The organism is Mesonia oceanica, from assembly GCF_902499555.1.
Taxonomy (GTDB): domain Bacteria; phylum Bacteroidota; class Bacteroidia; order Flavobacteriales; family Flavobacteriaceae; genus Mesonia; species Mesonia oceanica.
Genome location: NZ_CABVMM010000010.1, coordinates 105,952 through 122,422, shown reverse-complemented (window position 1 = coordinate 122,422; position 16,471 = coordinate 105,952). Strand labels below are relative to the sequence as shown.

The window sequence follows — 16,471 nt, the reverse complement described above, 5'->3', positions numbered from 1 at the left end:
CTATGAAACTAATTAGAATAACTCAATATACTCTAGCTCTTGCTTTTATTTTTCAGAGTCTTTCCTGCTCTGATGATTATTTAGAAGAAACCACGTATGGGGAAGTTGCTCCCGCTGAAATGACCAATCCGGAAAATGTAGAGCGTGCTATTATCTCTGCCTACAGTGTGCTAAATGGTCAGTTTGATACCGCCAGTAATGCATTTAATTCACCAGACTCCAACTGGAGCTTTGGAGATGTAGTCTCTGACGATGCGTATAAAGGAGGAGGTGGTACCGGTGACCAAAATAATATCCATCAGATGGAAATTTTCAATACAAATCCAACTATAATAGATGTAGAACGTAAATGGATGGCACTTTATGAAGGAGTTAAACGCTGTAACGAAGCCCTAAAATTGCTCAAGGCTTCAGAGGCTTTTGATGCAAATCTTAAAGTGCAACGTTTAGCGGAACTTCATTTTCTACGCGGGCATTATTATTTTGAGTTGAAAAAAATCTACAACCACATCCCGTACATTGATGAGTCGGCAATAACTGTAGAAGACTATGCTAGGTCGAATACCGAGTTTACTTCTGAAGAACTGTGGGCTAAAATAGAAGCTAACTTTCAAACCGCTTATGAAGGCTTACCCGAAACTCAATCAGAAGCAGGAAGACCTACAAAAATTGCCGCAAAAGCCTATCTTACCAAGTGCTACTTATTTCAAAAGAAGTGGCAACAAGCCTTTGATGCTTCTACCGAAGTTATGGAAAGCAACTATGGCTTGTTAGACGATTTTCAAGAAGTATTTCTTCCTGAAAATGATAACAGTAAGGAAATCATTTTTGCAGTACAACATACAATTAATGACGGACAGGCAAGCAACTACAATGGTAGTATAGGTGACCGGTTATCAGCACCGGGAGGACCCTTTTACGCTCAGTACGGTTTTCACCGTCCATCACAAAACTTGGTAAATGCCTATAAAACCAATACGAATGGTTTACCTGTAGCCAATAACAATACAGATCTTTCTGATGAAGATTTAATTGATCCTCGTCTTGATATTACCGTAGGAAGGCCAGGTATTCCTTATAAAGATTTAGGTATTCTATATGAAGAAAGTTGGGCACGGGATTTAGCCACTTATGGACCTTATGGTCCCAAAAAGCGGATTGTATCTGCAAATTCAGCGTTTTATGTAAAAGTTTGGCCGTATGTAAATGCCTTGAATTATTACATCATTCGATATGCCGAAGTAGTTCTTTGGAGGGCTGAAGCTGCTGTAGAATTGAATAATCTGGAAGAATCCAGACAACTGGTAAATCAAATTAGAGGTCGTGCTGCCAATACAGCTACGGTAAAAAAACTGGAAGGAACAGAAGATGCTGCTAATTATAACATAGCAACTTATGAAAGCGTCTGGACAGATCAAGAGCTAGCTCGGGAAGCTGTTCACCTTGAAACACGCCTAGAACTTGCTATGGAAGGACATCGATTCTTCAATCTGGTACGCTGGGGGAAAGCCAGTAGTGTAATCAACTCGTATCTTGAGGTTGAAAAAACCAGAAGAAGTCATTTAATGAATGCACAATTTAAGGCAGGGACCAATGAATATTGGCCTATTCCTCAACGATATATAGATGGAACCCCAAAAGATCTTGTAACGCAAAACACAGGATACTAAACCTATCATTTAATCAGGCTAAAAAGTAGGCTGAAAAAGAGTTGGAGCATATACACATGCAAGAACCTATTTCAGTAACTTTTTAGCCTTTTTTAATCTTATAACTATGTATAAAATCTACTTCTTTCTTATATTTTTTTGCTATCTAAATCTACAGGCACAAAACTCAATAGGTTATAATGCACACTTTAAACCATCTGAGTCTGGTGATCGCGTTCAGGACAAAAACTTTTACCTGTTTACTGCGATTCAGAATGATCCAAAAGTCAGCACACTTTTAGAAAATAACGAAACCTTAAAGGCCATTTACAAAGCCCAAAACACGAACATTGAAGCCAGTCTCAATCGCTGTAAAACGAGTGGTGCCTGCATCGTTAAAGCCTATTTCATTTCTAAAGAAAGCATAAATCAAATCGGTCTCGAACTGGAAAAACTGGTAAAAAATGAAGCGGCAGTAAAAGCTTTGGTCACCAAAAATTTGAGACCTTCTGGCCAATACGAAAATTTTAAAAATCTTTCTGATGCTGAATATCTTGCTGCCTGTTGGAAATTATGTGCTGCAGGAATGAATCGTATTTTAAAAGTTTACGGCTTAGGTGAAGCACCACAGTATGCTACGATGGACTCGATATCTTATGAGGTCTCTTCAGACTATTACCAGGGTTCTTTAGTGATGTGGAGTGATATGCTTCAACATAAAAAACCGGCAGTCACCACGCTTTTTTTTCAACCCACACTTGATTTTGCCTTATCGCTTCTCTATCTAAATCATAGGGATGAAGCGGCACGTTACGAACCTCTTGAACAAAAAGAAAACAGAAAAACAGTTGAAGAAATTAAGAATATTAACTTCAAAGATTATGACTATCCGGCAATCTTAATCTTAGGCAATGGCCCTGAAAATTACCGGGATACCCTTTCTGCATTGGGAAAACTCAATCTGCAATTGGGCGTACTTGAATTTCAGCAGAAAAAAGCTCCGCTGATTATCGTTTCCGGGGGACATGCACATCCTTTTCGCAGTCCATTTGCAGAAGCAATTGAAATGAAAAAAGAACTGATTGAACGATATAATATTCCTGAAGAGCGTATCATAATAGATCCTCACGCCAGACATACCACCACCAATTTAAGAAATGCTTCGCGCCTGATGATCGCTTATCATATTCCTATTGACCGCGCTTCACTGGTAGTTACTAACAATGCGCACAGCAAGTATACGGGGGCTAGTAGTTTTGCAGATCGCTGCAGGGAAGAACTGGGCTACCTTCCTGCAGTTATTGGAAAACGCCTGAATTCAACAACTTTAGAATTTCTTCCCCAAATAGAATCATTGCAACAAAACCCTTTAGAACCCCTCGACCCTTAAAAAAATGAATAGATTCATCATAGTATTACTTGTAGTTTTTTTTATATCCTGTAAAAAGGAAAAAGAGAGAATTGTTTCAGAAAATACAACATCCCCTGTTGAACGGGTAAATGTCTTTTTAGGTACTTCTGCAGATCACGGGCAACTCTCACCTGCCGCCTCTTCCCCTTTCAACATGATGAGTATTGGCCCTCAAACCAATCCACATATACATACAGGCTATGATCATTATGCCAAAGAATTTGATGGTTTTACACATACCCGCATAGAAGGCGTAGGTTGTACCGGAAGTGGTGGGAACATTTTAATAAAACCCATTTTAGATGAAGATGAGAATACCCTATTGATAAAGAATACAGAAACTGCTCACCCTGGTTTCTACAGTGTCTCTTTTGAAAATGGAATACAGGCAAAAATGGCTGTAAAAACTAATTTTGGTATTGAAGAATATAGCTTTCCCAAGCAAAAAAGCGGTCTTCTTATAGACTTATCTTATGCATTTGCCAACCGATTTGTTGACGAAAAGCACCAAATAAATAAAAATCTTATCTCTGGCTATATAGATACAAAAACCACTTGTAGTGTAGGTATTTATCGTATCTACTATGCGCTTGAGATCAGCAATCTTGAGAATCTAACATCATTGGACGAACATCGTTTTATGGCTGTTAGAAAAGACACCAGTTCTACTATGCAAGTTCGCATTGGCTTCTCTTCCGTCAATACAGATTATGCACTTCAAAGAATCGAAGCGATTTCATTTGACGAACTTCAAAAAAACACTACTAACCACTGGAATAACCTATTAAAGCGGATTGCTGTTACTGGTGAAAGCGATCGTGAAAATCTTTTTTATTCATTGCTCTATCGTGGTTTACAAGCTCCTTATCTTATTTCTGAAAAAGATGGTGCCTATCGAGCAATTGATGGTTCTGAACAAAAATCTGATTTTCCTGTTTATCATGGTTGGGCTATTTGGGATAACTACAGGGAACAATTACCTATGCTTTCACTAGTGTATCCTGAAAGATTTGACCCTATCGCAAAGTCAATTGCCAATTTATATCCCTACGGAAAGAAAAATTGGGCTACTAAAAATGAGCCATCTCCTACCGTAAGAACAGAACACGCCTTGGTAGTACTTTTAGATGCCTATACCAAAGGCTACAGATTTAACATTGAAGCCATAAAAGATTCTTTAATGGCCGAAGCAGATCGCTTAGACTACAGCTCACCCGATAAGGCTCTAGAGTCGTCTTATGACAATTGGGCTATTGCAAAGCTGCTAAATAAAATTGGAGACAGTGTAAACAGTGCTACATACGCCAAAAAAGCACTAGACTATAAAACCTATTGGAATAAAGACTTTGCAGATCTTTCAAAAGATGATGTAGACCAGATGCAGGCACGTGGCCTATATCAAGGTACTATCTGGCAATACCGCTGGTTTGTTCCTTTTGACATCAAAGGTCTCAAAGAACTGGCAGGTGGTGAAAATGCATTTACAAACCAACTGGATCAATTTTTTGATGAAAATAATTACAATCACGCAAACCAACCTGATTTACAAGTTCCCGGGCTTTATAACACCACAAGAAAACCTTGGAAATCCCAGAAGTTGTTTCGTAATATTATGCTAGATACTGTTGTTCAAAATTACTTCAACAATAACAGTAAGGGAGTTGACCCTTATATTGGAAGAATTTATAAAAACCAACCTCAGGCATACATTCGTACAATGGATGATGATGCAGGTACTATGTCCTCTTGGTTTGTGATGAGAAGTATTGGTCTTTCTCCTGCAAACATTGGTGATCCAGTTTATTATCTAACAGCTCCCATTTTCAAATCGGTAAAGATAAATTGGGAAAACGGTAAATCTTTTGAGATGGAAGTGATCAATTATAACAAAGATCATTTTTATGTACAGTCAGCTCAATTAAATGGAAAAGAACTCTCCAGAAACTGGCTCACGCACGAAGAACTTACTCAAGGAGGAAAACTCGTTATAGAAACCGGAGCAGAGCCTAACAAAAAATGGGGTGTTGAAAATCAGTGGATTTCCGATTTTGAAAAATAAATACTCTTCGTACTAATAAAAGTAATTAGTAATCAATTTGATTTAGATAACAAAGCTCAAAACAATAACGACTACTCTATAAAAAAAGCTCTTCTGTATGGGAAGAGCTTTTTTATTATTAGATAGAAACTTCTGTTTTCTTATGTCGATAAGCAAAGAAGAAAATATAAAGGTAACAACACATTACTAGCATAAAGGCAAAACCAAAGCCAGAAGTATCGGTTAACAAACCAAATAATGGTGGTACAATAGCACCTCCTACAATCATGGTACACATAATTCCGGAACCTTGTGGTTTACTTTCCCCTAATTCATCTAAACCTAAACTAAATATGGTAGGAAACATAATTGAATTAAACAAACCAACTGCTATAATCGCCCACATAGCTGTTAAACCTTCACTTTGTATAGAAATAATAATTAACGCTAAAGCCAGTACTGCAAAAATACTTAATACTTTAGCCGGTTTGATGATACTAGTTAAATAAGCACCAATAAACCTTCCTACCATGGCTCCTGTCCAGTAAAATGTTACAAAAATACCAACAACAGCTTTACCATCTACTGCATTTAAATCATCGGTTAAAAACCAATTCGCAATACTTTTCATAAAAGGAGTATTTCTTACAACATCCGCCAATTCTAATTTCATAAAATAGTTGACCATGTAACTTCCTATGGCTACTTCTGCTCCTACATAGCAGAATAGACCAATAGCACCAAGTATTAAATTTTTATTTTTAAAAGCTGCACTATAGCTTCCTTTATTTTCCCCTTCTCCTATTACTTTTGGAAGGTTTACAAATACAAAAACTAAGGCTATGGCAATTAAAATACCGGCAATGGTAAGAAACGGAAGTTGAACAGCTGAAGCTTCAGCAGCATAGTATTTTGTTTTTTCGGCCTCACTCAATCCATCTATTTGCTGAGACGTCATTATCTTATCACTCAAAATAAATAGCGCTCCAACTATAGGTGCTATTGAAGTACCTAATGAATTAAAGGCCTGTGACAAATTTAATCGACTCGCCGCACTTTTTTCTGGTCCTAAAATAGTAACATATGGGTTTGCTGCTACCTGCAATATGGTAATCCCACCGGCTAAAATAAAATAACCCAACATAAATACCCAAAATAGCCTTAAGGAAGATGCGGGGTAAAACAATAAACATCCTGCGGCCATCATGAGAATACCTAATATAATTCCTTTTTTATAACCTATTTTAGATAAAATAAAACTTGCAGGAATAGACAGTAAAAAGTAAGCGCCAAAAAAAGCAAACTGAACCATCCCAGCTTGAAAATAACTTAACTCAAATACTTCTTTTAATCTAGGAATTAGGGAATCTACAATAACAGTAAGAAAACCCCATAAGAAAAATAATAGCGTTAAAAACATAAACGCCGTTCTATAAGATTTTGAAGAATTATTATTCATTGTATGTATGTTTGATATTGATTAAAATGAAAAATATAGTTTTAAGGTATTAACGATATCGATAGAGCTATATTTTTTGCAACGCCAAAGTAATTATAAATTGCTTAAAAATGAAGCAATTTAAGCATAAATTGAGTAGCATTCTTTTCTATTTATTAAATAGAAAAGTCCTCAAAAACTGAGGACTTTTTAACTTCTAAAAATTTATTTTTCTATCTTGAATAATTAGGAGCTTCTTTGGTAATGGTTACATCGTGTGGATGACTTTCCATAATCCCTGAAGAAGTGATTTTTATGAATTTTGCATCGCTTTTTAAGCTAGCAATATCTTTGGCCCCACAATATCCCATTCCAGCGCGTAACCCGCCTATAAATTGGTTCATACTTTCAAAAAGTTCTCCTTTATAAGGAACGCGGCCTACGATACCTTCGGGCACTAATTTTTTAATATCATCTTCTACATCTTGGAAATATCTATCTTTAGAACCTTTTTGCATCGCTTCTACAGATCCCATTCCTCGGTAAGACTTAAATTTTCTTCCTTCGTAAATAATAGTTTCACCGGGCGACTCTTTAGTTCCGGCTAATAAAGAACCTAGCATTACACAATCTGCTCCTGCTGCTAAAGCTTTTGGAATATCACCGGTGTAACGAATACCTCCATCTGCAATTACGGGAACTCCGGTATCTTTAAGAGCTTCAGCAACTTCTAATACAGCTGAAAACTGAGGAAAACCTACTCCAGCCACTACACGTGTGGTACAAATAGACCCCGGACCAATTCCTACCTTTACGGCATCTGCTCCTGCATCTGCTAAATATTTTGCTGCTTCTGGTGTTGCTATATTCCCAACGACTACTTCTAATTCAGGGAATTTCTTTTTAACTTCTTTTAGTACATGAACCACACCTTTGGTATGACCATGAGCGGTATCGATAACTACTGCATCTACTCCTGCATTTACCAAAGCTTCTGCTCTTTCTACAGCATCTGCAGTAACCCCTAAAGCGGCAGCTACTCTCAACCTTCCGTATTGATCTTTATTGGCAATGGGTTTTTGAGTTAATTTGGTAATATCCCTAAAAGTAATTAAGCCTACCAACTTATTCTCTTTATTAACTACCGGAAGCTTTTCAATTTTATTGGCTTGTAAAATATCTTCAGCGTCTTCTAATGAAGTTCCTTCAGCAACGGTTACCAAGTTTTCAGAAGTCATTACTTCAGAAATAGGCCGGTTATTATTTTTTTCAAAACGCAAATCACGGTTGGTTACAATTCCTAAAAGTTTTCCCTCTTCAGAAACAATAGGGATTCCACCAATACTATGTTCTGCCATCGATGCTTTTGCATCTTTCACTTTTGCTGTAATGGGCAAAGTAACGGGATCGATAATCATTCCGCTTTCTGCACGTTTTACTTTTCTAACCTTAAGCGCTTGCTGCTCGATGGTCATATTTTTATGTAAAACACCAATACCTCCTTCCCTAGCAATCGCAATTGCCATTCTAGATTCTGTTACGGTATCCATCGCAGCAGAAACAATAGGAACATTAATAGTAATGTTTCGTGTAAATTTTGTTTGAATATTTACTTCCCGTGGAAGCACCTCTGAAAAGGCTGGTACAAGTAAGACGTCATCGTAAGTAAGTCCTTCGCCTAAAATCTTGTTTTCGTGTGCAGTCATAGCAATTAAAGATTTAATTGCATGCAAATATAGGTTTTTACTATGAGATTAGTTTACCTCATCATAATTATTTTACAATTTCTTAAAAGCAGCATTTGCTAAAAACTGATTTACATCAGTTTTTAGCAAATAAAACTTGATTAAATTTACCCTAACCTAAAAACTAAAATGATGAAAAGAATTTTGCTTCCCACCGATTTTTCAGAAAATGCATATAATGCTATTTCTTATGCTTTACATTTTTTTAAAGATGAAAAGTGTCATTTTATACTTTTAAATACACTTTACAATTCTGATTATATTATTTACAGTAGTTTGAACACACTTTACGAAAATAACTCCCTAAAGAAATTAGAACAACTAAGAAAACACATTGTTACAGAATTCAATAACCCCAACCATGAATTTGAATCGGTTTCTTCTTTTAATATGCTTTACCAAGAAATTGAAGAGCGGGCAAAAAATAAAGAAATAGATTTGATTGTGATGGGCACCAATGGTGCTTCTGGCGGTGAAGAAATTTTATTTGGCACACATACGGTTCACGCCATCCAAATAGCTAAATGCCCGTTACTAGCCATTCCATCTAATTACAAATACAAAGAATTGGAACATATTCTTTTTGCCACAAAATATGAAATTGATTTTGCGCAATACCAAATGAGTTTAATTAAAAACCTTGCTGAAAAAAGAAATGCAAAAATCCATGTGATGCATGCCAATTTTGGTAATAGGTTAACTGACGAACAGCTTCAATCTAAAAAAGATTTAGACAGTTTCTTTGATGAAACTTCACACGATTTTAATTCGGTTTACAAAGATAGTGTCCCAGAAGCTATTGAAGAATTTAATAAAGAAAAACCGATTGATTTGTTGGTGATGATCAAACATCGAAGAAGTTTTATTGAAAAACTTTTATTCAGTTCAATTATTAATGAAATTGGATTTAATGCCAAGTTTCCATTTTTAGTATTGCCTACGGAAAGCTACAATCCTGAAAATTAGATTTTTTGATTATCGTTAATTTTTTATAATTAATATTTTTCATCATTTTGGACCTATACCCGCCTGACGCCTACCAGTCAAGATAAGGGATACAGGCTTAATATGGAATCTCATAAAAATTTAAAACCAAAATTTTGAAAAGAGACCCTGAATCAACATTTCTACTCCGCTCAATGTGACAATTTAGTAGGAATGTAAATCCTTATGATTTTCACGATCATAAATTGATTTTAATTTTTTCCGGTTTTCTTTTTAAATAGCTGAAAGAAAACGATTATTACTGAAATGATAAAGGAAGTAGTCATTAAGATTCCAGAAAGCATGACAATGTAACGCATAAAATGCCATCCTAGCCACATCAAATAGATTCCACCGAAGGTGAGTAAAACAGAAAACAAAGGTTCTATCATTAGGGCCTTTTTTATTCCAGATTTTAAGTTTATTAAACTTACTAAACCACCCAAAATAAAAAAGATAACAGCCATGGAAAGAATATGGGTGTGGATGATGGTAAGCATTTCCCGTTTTGGTTTTTTAAATTTCATTACCTCAGCTTCTAAATCATCTTCGTTGCCTAAGTAATTTTCTTGTATGCCTTTTGGGTTATTTTCTGTAGTTTCATTTACAAAGCGAAAACCTGTAAAATAACCGGCGCTTAACACGATTAGAAAAGCGCCGATTAATAATTTTACTTCTTTGGGTAGTTCAGCAATACGTCCGTTTAAATTCATTTTAAATGACTTTTTCTTCTTGAAGGATTTTCATGGTTTTTAAAACTTTGTTTACTGCTCTCGCCATAGAAGAGGCTGAAATGGTGGCGCCACTTATCGCCGCTACATTTTCGCCATAATTTACTTCTGAAGAAGGTGACATCCCAATAAATTGCTTTAACCATCGTTGCGTACCTATTTGCTGACCATAATTTTCACGATAGATAAGCACTTTTGATTTTTTGATGATCAAGTTGTTGTCAAACATTACCACATAATCAAATTCTTTCTTTTTACTTGGGGCTTTTCCCAAATAGGCGTAACCTATTGAATTGCCTTCAGAAAAAATTTGAAATAAGTGTTTATCTCCGGTTTTTGCGGGTAGCTTTTCATTAACGGCTGCAGGAGCTTCAATTTCTTTTAAATCAAAATTCTCCACTTCATACGTTCCACGAATGGCTTTATAAAATTTTTCTTCCAGTTCACCATTGGTAAAACCAAAACCAATAAAGATAAAAGCTACTATAAAAACTTTCTTCAACATAAATTATCCTTCAATTACGTATTCTTCAATAATCTTATCTATCTCTCCTTGACTAGCTGAAGTATCCATTGGGAACAGCTTCATAAAAAGTGCTTGGCCTTCTACTTCTTTCTCTAAAGATAGATCTTTATCTCTTCCATAAACTTCACTCCACTTCGCTCTTACTTTGCTCCAGAACTCTTTATTGGCCGCCCACCATTCTTTAGCAACTTTACATTTTTCATCAGCTACTTTTTTGTAGATGTTATAGCCTTTCTCCTGTACTAAAAGTACATCTTCTTTTCCATCTTCACGAATAACCTTTTTGTTATCTTGTTCGTGCAACCAACCTTCATCGGTTATTTCCACAAAGTTCCCACGCATCATTACATTATAATCACTTCGTTTAGAATATTCCCTACGTGGTAATGGAGAACTAGCTACATCGTCCCAGAAGTGACGCCCATCGGCATGAAACCAAGTGGCAGAACCTGAGTAACGCGGACTGTCATCTACTTGATATACATTTTGTGTCCACTGCCCTTTTACTTCATTTTTAGGCATTTCTACAAACGTCCATTGGTTATCATGGTTAAAATCATATCGCTTGGTATTTTCATACAGCCAGTCTTGACGCCAATGCTTAATGACGGTAGTATCATTGATCACCAATAAATGCTGAATAGAAAGTTCGTCTTTTTCATCCTTAATTAATTCTGCCCATTCTAAAGCGCTCGCATTGTAATCGTAATGCTTTTCGTAATCAATCTCGGGGGCAAAAGTCTCGGTGTACTTAAATGTCACCTCAAAACAGCCACACATCTCTTTGATGGCTTCGCGATCCTGTTTAACTGATTTTTGGGCATAGCTTCCCATACAAGTTGCTGCTAAAAAAGCTCCTGTAAGTAAATTTTTGAAATTCATTTTTGTGAGTTTAAGTTGAATCTAAATTTTCGACAAAAATATAAAATTTATTTAGATTGGTTAAAAATAACTTATATATTTGCAACGTAAATTTAATTAAGACTTAGTCTAAATAATGAAATATTTACTATCAACCTTACTATTATCACTACTAACAAACAGCATTCTAGCTCAGGAAACCAATGAGAAAAAAAACGATTCTATTCAAAGAAATCGACTTGAAGAAGTTGTTTTAACCGGACAATATAATGCGCAATCGGTGAATAAATCGGTTTTTGAAATTGAAGTACTCAACCAAGAAGATATTCAGTTGTTGGCAGGAAACAATTTAGCCGATGTACTTACCCAAACCTTAAATATGAATGTCGTTCCTCAACCAGGAAAAGGGAGGTCTGGTATCGAACAATTTGGGTTTAGTTCAGGTTATGTAAAAATTTTAGTCGATAACATCCCAATAATTGGTGATGAAGGTTTTGGTAACGCTATAGATGTTACTCAAATTAACCTCGACGATATTAAACAAATTGAAATTATTGAAGGCTCCATGGGGGTGCAATATGGAGCTGATGCGGTTACAGGAGTAGTAAATATTATCACCAAAAAATCTTCTGATCATCGTTGGCAAATCACGCCCTATCTTCAAGAAGAAACCGTTGGCAATGAATATGGTTGGTTTGATGAAGGAAGACATATTCAATCATTAAAAGTGGGTCATAATTTTTCTGATAAATGGTACGCGCAAGCATTGTATACACGTAATGATTTTAAGGGCTTTTTAAATAATTTAAAAGGGAAAAACTATTACAACCATCATCAACCTGAACCTATAAATGATAGCCTTCGCGGTTATGAATGGTTACCCAAAGAACAAAATACCTTTAAAGGTTTGGTAAATTTCAACAACCAAAAATATTTTAGGGCATTTTACAAATTTGAATATTTTACCGAGGAAACATTAGGCTTTGCTAACAATGTAAACTTCAATAAAAATTCTGCTACACAAACGGTAAATCCTACGGCTAATGATGAGATTTTTTCATCAGAGCGTTTTTATCATCATTTAAATGTTTCAGGTGAAATTGATAGACAAGTAAATTATAATATCTCTACCTCTTACCAGCAACAGGTAAAGAATTACGAACAGTTTACTTACTATTTAAACTCAGGTAAAAAAGAAAGACTAGATAAATACGATTACAACACTAGAAATGGTTTTTTTTCGAGAGGAACGTTTAGCAATTTTTTCAATAGTAAAAAAGCAAATTTTGAATTAGGCTATGAGGCTCAGTTAGATGAAGGAACGCAGAGTGGTTTAGCCTTACAAGACATCTCTCAGCGTAACAAGAAAAATAAGTACAATACTTATAGTGGATTTGTTTCTTCAGAAATTAAACCTAACCAAACGCTGTCTTTTAGACCAGGATTTAGATTAATGACTTCTTCTAGGTTTAATCCGCAGTATGTTGCATCATTAAGCTCTAAAATTAATTTACCTAAAGATTATCAATTAAGGCTAATTGCGGGAACTGCACCGAAACTTCCAGATTTCGATCAGCTCTTTACCTATATGGTTGACTCTAACCATAACGTTCAAGGCAACGAAAGTTTAAGACCTGAAAACGGAAAATCTATATTTCTTCACCTAAAAAAAACTTTTTGGAGTAAAGATTACAAACTAAAGTTTAGACCTAAACTTAGCGCTTGGTATTTAGATATCGATGATAAAATAGACTTAATTGTGGTAAGCAACTCACCACTAGCCTACCGTTATGAAAATATTGATTTATATAGAACTTGGGGACTTTCTTTACGCAATAATTTAAGTTATAAAAACCTCAAAACCAACCTAGGAATCAGCTTTTCAGGACAGTCGCAAATCTTAAATGCCAATGAAAATTACAATGACGATTACCTGTATTCAGTTGAAGTAAACACCAACGTTTCTTATACCGTTGATAAATGGAATACAACATTTTCTACCTTTTTTAAATACAACGGCCCAACCTACCAATTTGTTTATGACGGAGATAATTCAGATGAAATCACCAAAAGTAAACTCGAAGGTTTCGGTTGGTTAAATACCTCTATTAGAAAAACCTTTTTTGATGATATTGTAGTTACGCTTGGCGCAAGAAATGTCTTAGACGTCACCCGCGTAAACCTAAGAAATGGTCCAGGAAGTACGCATGCTAACGGAGCTCAAAGTCAACTTCTTGGCTACGGAAGATCTTACTTTTTAAAACTATTATACAACCTAAATTTTTAACCTATGAAATATAAATCCACCCTATTAAGCTTATTACTTCTCGTTTTTTTAACGGCATGTAGCGACGATGATAATGATACCGGAATTAGCAACGATTTTGTTGTTGCTTTTGAAAACTCAGACTTCAGTTTTACTAATAGTGATTCTGAAAAAGAAATTAACTTGGTTTTCTCTGAAGAAGCTTCGCAAAACGGAACGCTAAGTATTATTTACACGGAAAATAATTTGAGTTACGGAACTGATTTTACGACTATTCCTGCAGCCAATAATGGAGTGATTGAAATTTCTATTGAAGCAGGAACTACTGGTACTTCTTTCACTTTTGAAAAGCTTACTCCAAACCCCGTTGAAGGTGAAGAGCTTAAAAGTGTAGAGTTTTTGATTACTGAAGTGAATACAGGAATGACCCAAGGGAACACTTCGTTTACCGCTAATTTTTTTGATGCTCCCTCTAGTGGCGGAAGTTTAGCTCCTGAACTTGGGGGTCCCAACCAAGGTAATCAAGTATATATCGATTTAAGTTCGAAAAATCAAAAAATCGTTCCACGAGATCGTTGGGATTTAGCATTTAACAGCAGCAATGAGTTTCGAGTGAAATTAAATTCATCACTTTTTATGATGGCTGCCAAATTAGAAACCACAAATATTGACGAGGTAGTTGCTAATGATGTAAGTGAATTACAAAACCAAATGCAATTGTTACAAGATGGCTCAAACGAATATGTAGACGAGCCTAGTGGCGATATCTCTGGTACTACTATCGATGAAATCTCTATAACTATTGAAGAAAATAAAGTTTACCTTCTTAATATGGGGAATACTGTTGGAACCGATACTCCAGAAATTGGGAGTGTAGCAGTAGCCGGCGAAGCACGAGGTTGGATGAAAGTACGGGTACTTCAAGAAAACGGGAACTATATTTTACAGTATGCAGATTTAGAGACAAGCTCTCACAACGAAGTAACCATTTCTAAAACTTCGGGATACAACTTTACTTTCTTTAGTCTAGTTACAGAAAATGTAGTTGAAGTAGAACCCGAAGCTCTCCAATGGGACTTAAACTTTACTGTATTTACGGAAGTATTGGACTTACCGGGAGGCGGACAAACAGCTTATGGTTTTTCAGACTATGTAGCTACAAATGTTTTAGCCGAAACAAAAGCTTATGGAATCTCTGCTAATGACAATTTAAATTATCAAAACTTCTCGCTTGAAGATGTAGATGAGAATGCTTTGGAGATAGACCAACGCATAATTGGTAGTCACTGGAGAGATGTTTTTACACAATCGGTAACACCTAACTTATTTTACATTATCGAAGATTCTGATGGAAACCTTTACAAATTACGTTTTACTGCTCTGGTAAATGAGAACGGCATAAGAGGTTATCCGGCTTTTGAATATAAACTTTTAAACTAATAACTAATTATATAAATCATTTAACCTATGAAACCAAAATTATTTTTAGTGGCATTGCTTACTAGTATTTTTAATATAAATGCCCAGACGCAAGTAGACCTCTCTATGGGAGCAGGTTATGAAAACGAAGTTTTTTACGACTTTTCATCGAATAATTCACAAACTTTTACCGCTAGTGATTGGGAAATTGCATTTTTAAGAACAAGTGCCACAAATATGGCTATTCGTATTAATGACGGAATAGGTATTCAAGTTTTTGAAGCTTCTAATAGCGAAAATGATTGGGAAACTATTGATGTGGCGAATGAAGCTAACTGGACACCTTTATATAATAGTGATCAAGATTGGTTTGTCGGAGCTTTTGATAATGCCTCAGAAACCTCTTCCCCTTTCGGTTATGGTTGGGGAGTTTATGATATGGCTTCTCATACTGTTCAAGGTACAATCATTTTCGTTTTAAAATATGACGAAAACACCTATAGAAAATTATTTATAGAAGAATATTTAGGAGGTTATACTTTTAAATATGCTACTTGGGATAATTCAACTTCTACTTGGAGTGAAGATACTACCGAAACAGTTTCCAACAGTAATAACCCAGATCGTATTTTTAATTATTATAATTTCACCACAGGATCAGAAGTCATTGCAGAACCAGCAAGTACAGATTGGGATTTAAAATTCACCCAATTTACTACAGATTATCCTTACAACGGGGGGACTATGAAATATGTAGTTACCGGAGTACTAAATCATCCTAACACAATTATTGCCAAAAGCGTTGAAAGTGGAAACGGAAATCCAAATAACCAAAACTATCTTTCTGAAATAAACACCATAGGATACGACTGGAAAGAATACGATTATCAAGCCAGCACCTATAATGTAGATGACGAAAAATATTATTACGTAAAAGATACTATTAATAACGAAGTCTTTAGATTACATTTTACTTCTTTTGAAGGAAGCTCTACGGGAAATCTTAGTTTTAATGCTGAAGATGTAACCAGCCAACTGAGTACAACCAACTTTGACAATGGTGATTCTTTCGGTTTTTACCCTAACCCGGCTCAAGACCAAATTGAAATTCTATACAAAAATCAAACTTCAGCCAATGTAAATGTTGCTATTTACACCATTACCGGTCAAAAAGTACTGGAAAAAAGACTTCAAAATAATGGTTTCTATACCGAGAAATTAGATGTTTCTCAGCTAAGCCAAGGTAATTATTTAATCAGATTTCAATCTGGGAATCAAATAACTACTAAAAAATTAATTTTGAATTAAAATTAGTGTAACCTCTTTAATTTGAAATTTATAGAAAAGCTGCCTCTGGCGGCTTTTCTTGTTTTAAGTAAATCTAAATACAAAATACTTAATTA

At 35.4% G+C, this 16,471-nt stretch carries 12 protein-coding genes; 7 read left to right on the top strand and 5 right to left on the bottom strand.

From position 1 onward, the window contains the following. Positions 1–2 precede the first annotated feature (2 nt). The 3 genes from FVB9532_RS13140 (at position 3) to FVB9532_RS13130 (ending at position 5,119) form a co-directional block, all read left to right on the top strand. Positions 3–1,670: a RagB/SusD family nutrient uptake outer membrane protein gene (locus FVB9532_RS13140; RefSeq protein ID WP_150545639.1), complete on the top strand. Its 1,668-nt coding sequence runs from the start codon at positions 3–5 to the stop codon at positions 1,668–1,670. Between the two features lie 106 nt (positions 1,671–1,776). After that, positions 1,777–3,039, top strand: a complete 1,263-nt coding sequence (locus FVB9532_RS13135) for a YdcF family protein (protein ID WP_150545638.1) — start codon at positions 1,777–1,779, stop codon at positions 3,037–3,039. Positions 3,040–3,043: 4 nt separating this feature from the next. After that, positions 3,044–5,119, top strand: a complete 2,076-nt coding sequence (locus FVB9532_RS13130) for a glycoside hydrolase domain-containing protein (RefSeq protein ID WP_150545637.1) — start codon at positions 3,044–3,046, stop codon at positions 5,117–5,119. A 118-nt stretch (positions 5,120–5,237) separates the two neighbouring features. Here FVB9532_RS13130 and FVB9532_RS13125 read toward each other — a convergent pair whose 3' ends face one another. Continuing rightward, the gene (locus FVB9532_RS13125) at positions 5,238–6,557 is read right to left on the bottom strand and encodes a sugar MFS transporter (RefSeq protein WP_150545636.1); all 1,320 of its coding nucleotides are present in this window, start codon (positions 6,555–6,557) and stop codon (positions 5,238–5,240) included. A 212-nt stretch (positions 6,558–6,769) separates the two neighbouring features. Continuing rightward, complete coding sequence (gene guaB / locus FVB9532_RS13120) at positions 6,770–8,242, bottom strand: IMP dehydrogenase (protein ID WP_150545635.1); 1,473 nt, start codon at positions 8,240–8,242, stop codon at positions 6,770–6,772. A 171-nt stretch (positions 8,243–8,413) separates the two neighbouring features. Between guaB and FVB9532_RS13115 the strand changes: the two genes are divergently transcribed. Beyond that, the gene (locus tag FVB9532_RS13115) at positions 8,414–9,247 is read left to right on the top strand and encodes a universal stress protein (RefSeq protein ID WP_150545634.1); all 834 of its coding nucleotides are present in this window, start codon (positions 8,414–8,416) and stop codon (positions 9,245–9,247) included. 230 nt (positions 9,248–9,477) lie between these two features. Here the strand turns inward: FVB9532_RS13115 and FVB9532_RS13110 are convergent, their stop codons facing one another. The 3 genes from FVB9532_RS13110 to FVB9532_RS13100 are packed head-to-tail and all read right to left on the bottom strand — an operon-like array spanning position 9,478 to position 11,404. Beyond that, positions 9,478–9,978, bottom strand: a complete 501-nt coding sequence (locus tag FVB9532_RS13110; RefSeq protein ID WP_150545633.1) for an Aq_1264-related membrane protein — start codon at positions 9,976–9,978, stop codon at positions 9,478–9,480. Position 9,979: 1 nt separating this feature from the next. Then, entirely contained in the window at positions 9,980–10,501 is a 522-nt protein-coding gene (locus tag FVB9532_RS13105; RefSeq protein ID WP_150545632.1) for an FMN-binding protein, read from the bottom strand. A 3-nt stretch (positions 10,502–10,504) separates the two neighbouring features. Further along, on the bottom strand, positions 10,505–11,404 hold the full coding sequence (locus tag FVB9532_RS13100; RefSeq protein ID WP_150545631.1) for a DUF6607 family protein: 900 nt from the start codon (positions 11,402–11,404) through the stop codon (positions 10,505–10,507). A gap of 115 nt (positions 11,405–11,519) precedes the next feature. Between FVB9532_RS13100 and FVB9532_RS13095 the strand changes: the two genes are divergently transcribed. Genes FVB9532_RS13095 through FVB9532_RS13085 form a run of 3 tightly spaced genes read left to right on the top strand, consistent with a single transcriptional unit; the run spans position 11,520 to position 16,376 of the window. Continuing rightward, the gene (locus FVB9532_RS13095) at positions 11,520–13,670 is read left to right on the top strand and encodes a TonB-dependent receptor plug domain-containing protein (RefSeq protein ID WP_150545630.1); all 2,151 of its coding nucleotides are present in this window, start codon (positions 11,520–11,522) and stop codon (positions 13,668–13,670) included. A gap of 3 nt (positions 13,671–13,673) precedes the next feature. Beyond that, positions 13,674–15,089, top strand: a complete 1,416-nt coding sequence (locus tag FVB9532_RS13090) for an HmuY family protein (RefSeq protein WP_150545629.1) — start codon at positions 13,674–13,676, stop codon at positions 15,087–15,089. Between the two features lie 27 nt (positions 15,090–15,116). Further along, entirely contained in the window at positions 15,117–16,376 is a 1,260-nt protein-coding gene (locus tag FVB9532_RS13085; RefSeq protein WP_150545628.1) for a T9SS type A sorting domain-containing protein, read from the top strand. Positions 16,377–16,471 lie beyond the last annotated feature (95 nt).